The sequence below is a fragment of the Occallatibacter sp. genome (assembly GCF_049802275.1).
Taxonomy (GTDB): Bacteria; Acidobacteriota; Terriglobia; order Terriglobales; family Acidobacteriaceae; genus Telmatobacter.
Genome location: NZ_JBARMD010000014.1, coordinates 1 through 4,635, shown reverse-complemented (window position 1 = coordinate 4,635; position 4,635 = coordinate 1). Strand labels below are relative to the sequence as shown.

The 4,635-nt window shown below is 57.8% G+C and carries 5 protein-coding genes; 4 read left to right on the top strand and 1 reads right to left on the bottom strand.

The window, feature by feature from the left end; all coding sequences use genetic code 11:
- Positions 1 to 490 precede the first annotated feature (490 nt).
- The 4 genes from WA354_RS00445 to WA354_RS00430 all read left to right on the top strand — a co-directional run bounded on the left by WA354_RS00445 (position 491) and on the right by WA354_RS00430 (position 3,577).
- Positions 491 to 769 carry a hypothetical protein gene (locus WA354_RS00445; RefSeq protein WP_472811035.1) on the top strand — a complete coding sequence of 93 codons (279 nt, stop codon included), beginning with the start codon at positions 491 to 493 and terminating at the stop codon, positions 767 to 769.
- 123 nt (positions 770 to 892) lie between these two features.
- The gene (locus tag WA354_RS00440; protein ID WP_472811034.1) at positions 893 to 1,171 is read left to right on the top strand and encodes a hypothetical protein; all 279 of its coding nucleotides are present in this window, start codon (positions 893 to 895) and stop codon (positions 1,169 to 1,171) included.
- 111 nt (positions 1,172 to 1,282) lie between these two features.
- The gene (gene moaA, locus WA354_RS00435) at positions 1,283 to 2,320 is read left to right on the top strand and encodes a GTP 3',8-cyclase MoaA (protein WP_472811033.1); all 1,038 of its coding nucleotides are present in this window, start codon (positions 1,283 to 1,285) and stop codon (positions 2,318 to 2,320) included.
- A gap of 237 nt (positions 2,321 to 2,557) precedes the next feature.
- Positions 2,558 to 3,577: a GGDEF domain-containing protein gene (locus WA354_RS00430; RefSeq protein WP_472811032.1), complete on the top strand. Its 1,020-nt coding sequence runs from the start codon at positions 2,558 to 2,560 to the stop codon at positions 3,575 to 3,577.
- 8 nt (positions 3,578 to 3,585) lie between these two features.
- Here WA354_RS00430 and era read toward each other — a convergent pair.
- Positions 3,586 to 4,635 (bottom strand): GTPase Era (gene era / locus WA354_RS00425; protein WP_472811031.1); only part of this gene is annotated, 1,050 nt, incomplete at its 5' end.

Genomic DNA, 4,635 nt, shown 5'->3' with positions numbered 1-4,635 from the left:
CAAGGCCCGGGGGCGGAGCGGGACAGGTCTGGCTGAATACGGCGAGCAATGTCTACCACTGTCCCGGCACCAAGTATTACGGCACGACAAAAGCTGGAGCGTACATGACCGAGGCAGAGGCCAAGGCTAAAGGCGGCCGGCCTGACGCAGGCAAGTCCTGCAGCAAATGATTTCGCTGACGAAGAGTGGGCATTGATGGAGTGGGGCTGAGTCTCTTGCGACTCAGCCCTTCCAGCTTTTATGGAGTTTGCCATTACCCAATCTGCCTGGAAAGCCATCTTCTCCAAACGCCAGGAATGCGTTGAGTGCGTTCAAAGGCAAGGCTCGCAACGCCCTGGTCCAGCAAGTCCGAAGATTGTGAAGCGCCCCCGAAGATTAGTATGGAAGAGTTCAGGCCGAAGCGACGGCGCCTGGAACTTTATCTGCGCGGCTCTGTCGGGAAGAATTTCAGCGATGGGGCTATTTCGCAGAAACTGGAGAAGTGCAGGAGATGGACGAACGCGAGTTTTTCAACGAAACGACGGAGACACGGACGCACAACCTGACCTGTCCGAAATGTGGCCAGGCGGGGGAGTACAAGGTGACCTGGGTGGTTCGGCGGAAGCGGCCGCAGTTGCCCCGCCACGCCGACGAGCGGGATCGGGCCAAGTTCGCCAAGGCGCAATCCTACATGGTGCGACGGGACGACAAGTTAAGCTGCATGAATATCCGCTGCCGCAAGCCTTTTGAGATTACGTCCTTGCAATCGCTGGCCTTTCTGAACGAATAGTGCGTGCGATCAAAAACGCGGGCAGCAAAGCTGGCGCAGGACGGCCGCCATGTGTTTGAATCGAAACACTGAGGAGCCCGGGCCAGGAGGCCAACTTGAGGGCCCGCAAGGAGACAGAGTCTGATGGCGAATTCCCTTCTTCCCCCTGAAGAACGCAACCTTACCCCTGACCAGGTGGAGGCGCTGGATAAACGGCGCGAATGGGGGCACACGCTGCTCGTGATTGCCTGCCAGTTTGCTGTGATTGCGACGGTACTTCTGTTGTGGGTGGGACAGGATTTGACCTATTCGCCGGGATGGGTTCATCCCATGGCGTACTATTTCGCGATCGCTGTCACTTTGGTGGTCGTTCTAGGTCTTACAGGCCTGATTCTTCGTTCCGGAACCCCTCGAATTGACTAAAACACCGCCCCAAATCGGCATTTAGCCAATGGAGCCGGCCTTCGAGCCGGCTCTCGCTATTACGGCCCCTCTGCAAAGCTTGAGAAAACGGTATAGCCTGAAGTTGCAAATATGGTTGTCGCTTCCCCAATCGCCCCTACCGCAGAATCCACCGCTCGCCGCCTGATGGATAGTCACGGCCGCGTGATTCACGATCTGCGCGTTTCCGTGACGGACCGCTGCAATTACAAGTGCGTCTACTGCAGGACCGGTGAGTTTGGCGCCCAGTATCCGGAACTGGGGATCGAAGAATATCTGCGGCTGATCAAACTGTTTGTGAACCTGGGGATCGAGAAGGTTCGCATTACCGGTGGCGAGCCGCTGCTGCGCCCGCGCCTGATCGAACTGATTGAAGAACTTGCGCGGCTACAGACACCGAAAGGCGAAGCACTCGACCTGGCGATCACCACGAACGGTCATCTTCTTGACAAACTGGCCCTGCCGCTGAAGACCGCGGGTTTGCATCGCGTCACCGTCAGCATGGACGCGGTCGATGCGCCAACGTTCGAACGAATCACGCGCGTTCCAGGCAGTTTCAAGAAGGTGCTGGCGGGAATTCGGGCCGCACGGGATGCGGGCTTGACGCCCCTGAAAATCAACTGCGTTCTGCTGCGTGGATTCAACGACAACCAGATCGAAGGATTCGCCCGTTTCGCGCGGGAAGAGAACGTAGTGGTGCGGTTCATCGAATTCATGCCGCTGGAAGAAGGCCGCTTGTGGACGCCGGAGATCGTCGTTCCGCTGGCGGAGATCGTTGAGCGCATTGGCCGCGAGATGCCGCTGGTGCCCATGCCCCCGCGCGAGGCCAGCGAAACCGCTCGTCGTTATACCTTTGCCGATGGCGTAGGCGAAATCGGGATCATTGCGCCGGTGAGCCAGGCATTTTGCGGCGCCTGCAGCCGTGTTCGCCTTACGTCAGACGGCAAAATCCGAACCTGCCTCTTTTCGCAAGTGGAACACGATCTGTATGGAAGGATGCGCGCCGGCGAGGACGATAAAGTTCTGTCTGACTACATCGTGGAGACGATTCATGGCAAAGAGGCGCGTCATCATATCGGCGAGCCCGGATTCCTGAAGCCAACGCGCTCGATGGTCCACATCGGCGGCTGAAACGCTCCCGTTCCCCGCACTCCTCCCTCGTAACTGATTGAACATGCTGATGCAAAGCTATGCAGAAGGACTTAGATATGAATGGTTTGACCGACAAGTGATGGACAATTTGCGGCATGTAACTTTAGTACATATGGCTATGGACCAAAGAGACTATTGGCAGGCGATTTGAACCGACGCGTGTGACAGAATTCACATCAGATTAGATTCACCCCTTTTCGCTTCGAGATGACCCAGTTGACTGAAAATCGCATTCCTCTCGACGACCTCATGGTGTTTCACCAGCTGGCGCGGTCGCTCAACTCCAGCCTCGATCTGGATACAATTCTGCGCACGATTCTCGACCAGATGGAGCGGATCATCACGGCCGATATGTGGACGCTGCTGATGCTGGATGAGAAACGCAACGAGCTCTACTACGCTATCGCTTCTGGAAACGGCGAGGATGCGCTGCGTGACTTACGCGTGCAGATGGGCGAGGGCGTTGCCGGCTGGGTAGCAAAACACGGCGAGACGCTGATGGTTCCGGAGTCGGAGGACAACGATCCCCGATTGCAGCGGACCATCGTCGCCGAAACACGCATGGTGCGCTCGATGATTGCGATGCCGTTGCGGGGACGCAAGGGCGTGCAGGGCGTAATTGAGATCCTGAATCCGCGCGCCAGCGAGATGAGCGATTACACGATCGCTTTTCTGCATATCCTGTGCGATCACGCGGCCATTGCAATTGAGAATGCGCAGGACGTGGCGCGCATCCAGCAACTCACCATTACCGACGACGCTACCGGACTGTACAACGTGCGCCATCTCTACAAAATGCTGGAGCAGGAACTGGAACGCGGCAGCAGGTTAAGGCAGCCGATCAGCCTCGCGTTCATCGATCTCGACCGGTTCAAGCTGGTGAATGACGCTCACGGACATCTGATTGGAAGCGAACTGCTGATGCGTGTCGGCGGCCGATTGAAACAGCTGAGCCGCGAAAAAGATATGTGCTTTCGCTATGGCGGCGACGAATTCGTGATCCTGATGCCGGAAACGTCCACAATGGATGCTTTTATGCAAGCGACTAAGCTGCACGAAGAACTGATGAATACGCGCTTTCATATGAGCAATGGGCTCGACCTCTCTGCCAGCGCCAGCGTGGGCCTCGCAACCTGCCCCCCGGAGAACGCTGCGGTGCACGCAATTATCGGTGCCGCCGACGCGCGCATGTATGAAGTCAAGGGCAACGGGCGCGGCAAGGTCCGCGGCGCATAGAGGCTTGGCTAGAATTCTTCGTCGGCGGGTTTTTCGTTTCCCTGTTTCTCCGCCAGCTTTTCGAGTTGATTGCGCCAATCGAGCGAATCCACAAAGGGCCGCGACTCGCGCCAGTTGGGCTCGACGATGACGTGCAATTCGAGATAGACGCGCGTGCCGAGCAACGACTCGATCTGCTTGCGCGCCCCGGTGCCAATCTCTTTGAGCTTCGCCCCGCCTTTGCCGATAAGGATGGCCTTCTGCCCGTCGCGCTCGCAGTAGATTGCTGCAGCGATGCGCGTGAGCGGTAAGCGGGCAGGTGGCTGGCCTTTCTTGCGCGGCGGAGCAGGCGGCTCGGCTTCTTCAAACTGCTCAATGACGACAGCCGCAGCGTACGGAACTTCTTCGCCGGTCTCCACAAGAATGCGTTCGCGGATCAGTTCAGCAACCATGAAGCGCATGGGCTGATCGGTGTACTGATCCTTTGGATAGTAACGTTCGCCGACGGGCAGCGCGTCGACGATCTTCCTGACGAGTAGATCGAGACCATCCTTCTTGCGCGCGCTGACGGGAATGATCTCGGCGAATTTGTATTGCTTCGTCATCGTGTCGATTAACGGCAGTAGAACGTCTTTCGGGACGAGATCGATCTTAGTGAGGACAAGGAAGACGGGGCAGTCCAGTTCGCGAATGAGCGAGAAGAGAAATTCCTCCTCGCTGGCCCAAGCGGCAGACTTTCGAGAGTTGGCGTGAGAAGCGGAGCCCCTCCCAGGTTTCAGAGACGAAACCTGCGGCACCCGAGTCTCCGCCTGTTCGAGAATATTTCCGGGTTCTCCCGCTGCCTCAAGCTGGACGCGCCGGCTGGCGTCAACCAGCACGAGCACGACATCGCGCGTCGAGAGAGCTTCATGGACTTCCTGCAACATGCGGCGGTCAAGTTGCGAAGTGGGCTTGTGCACGCCGGGAGTGTCGACAAATACGACTTGTGCCGCGGGATGAACCTTCTTGCGCGCTTCCACTTCCAGCACTCCGATGATGCGGTTGCGCGTGGTCTGCGGCTTGGCCGTGACGATGGCGAT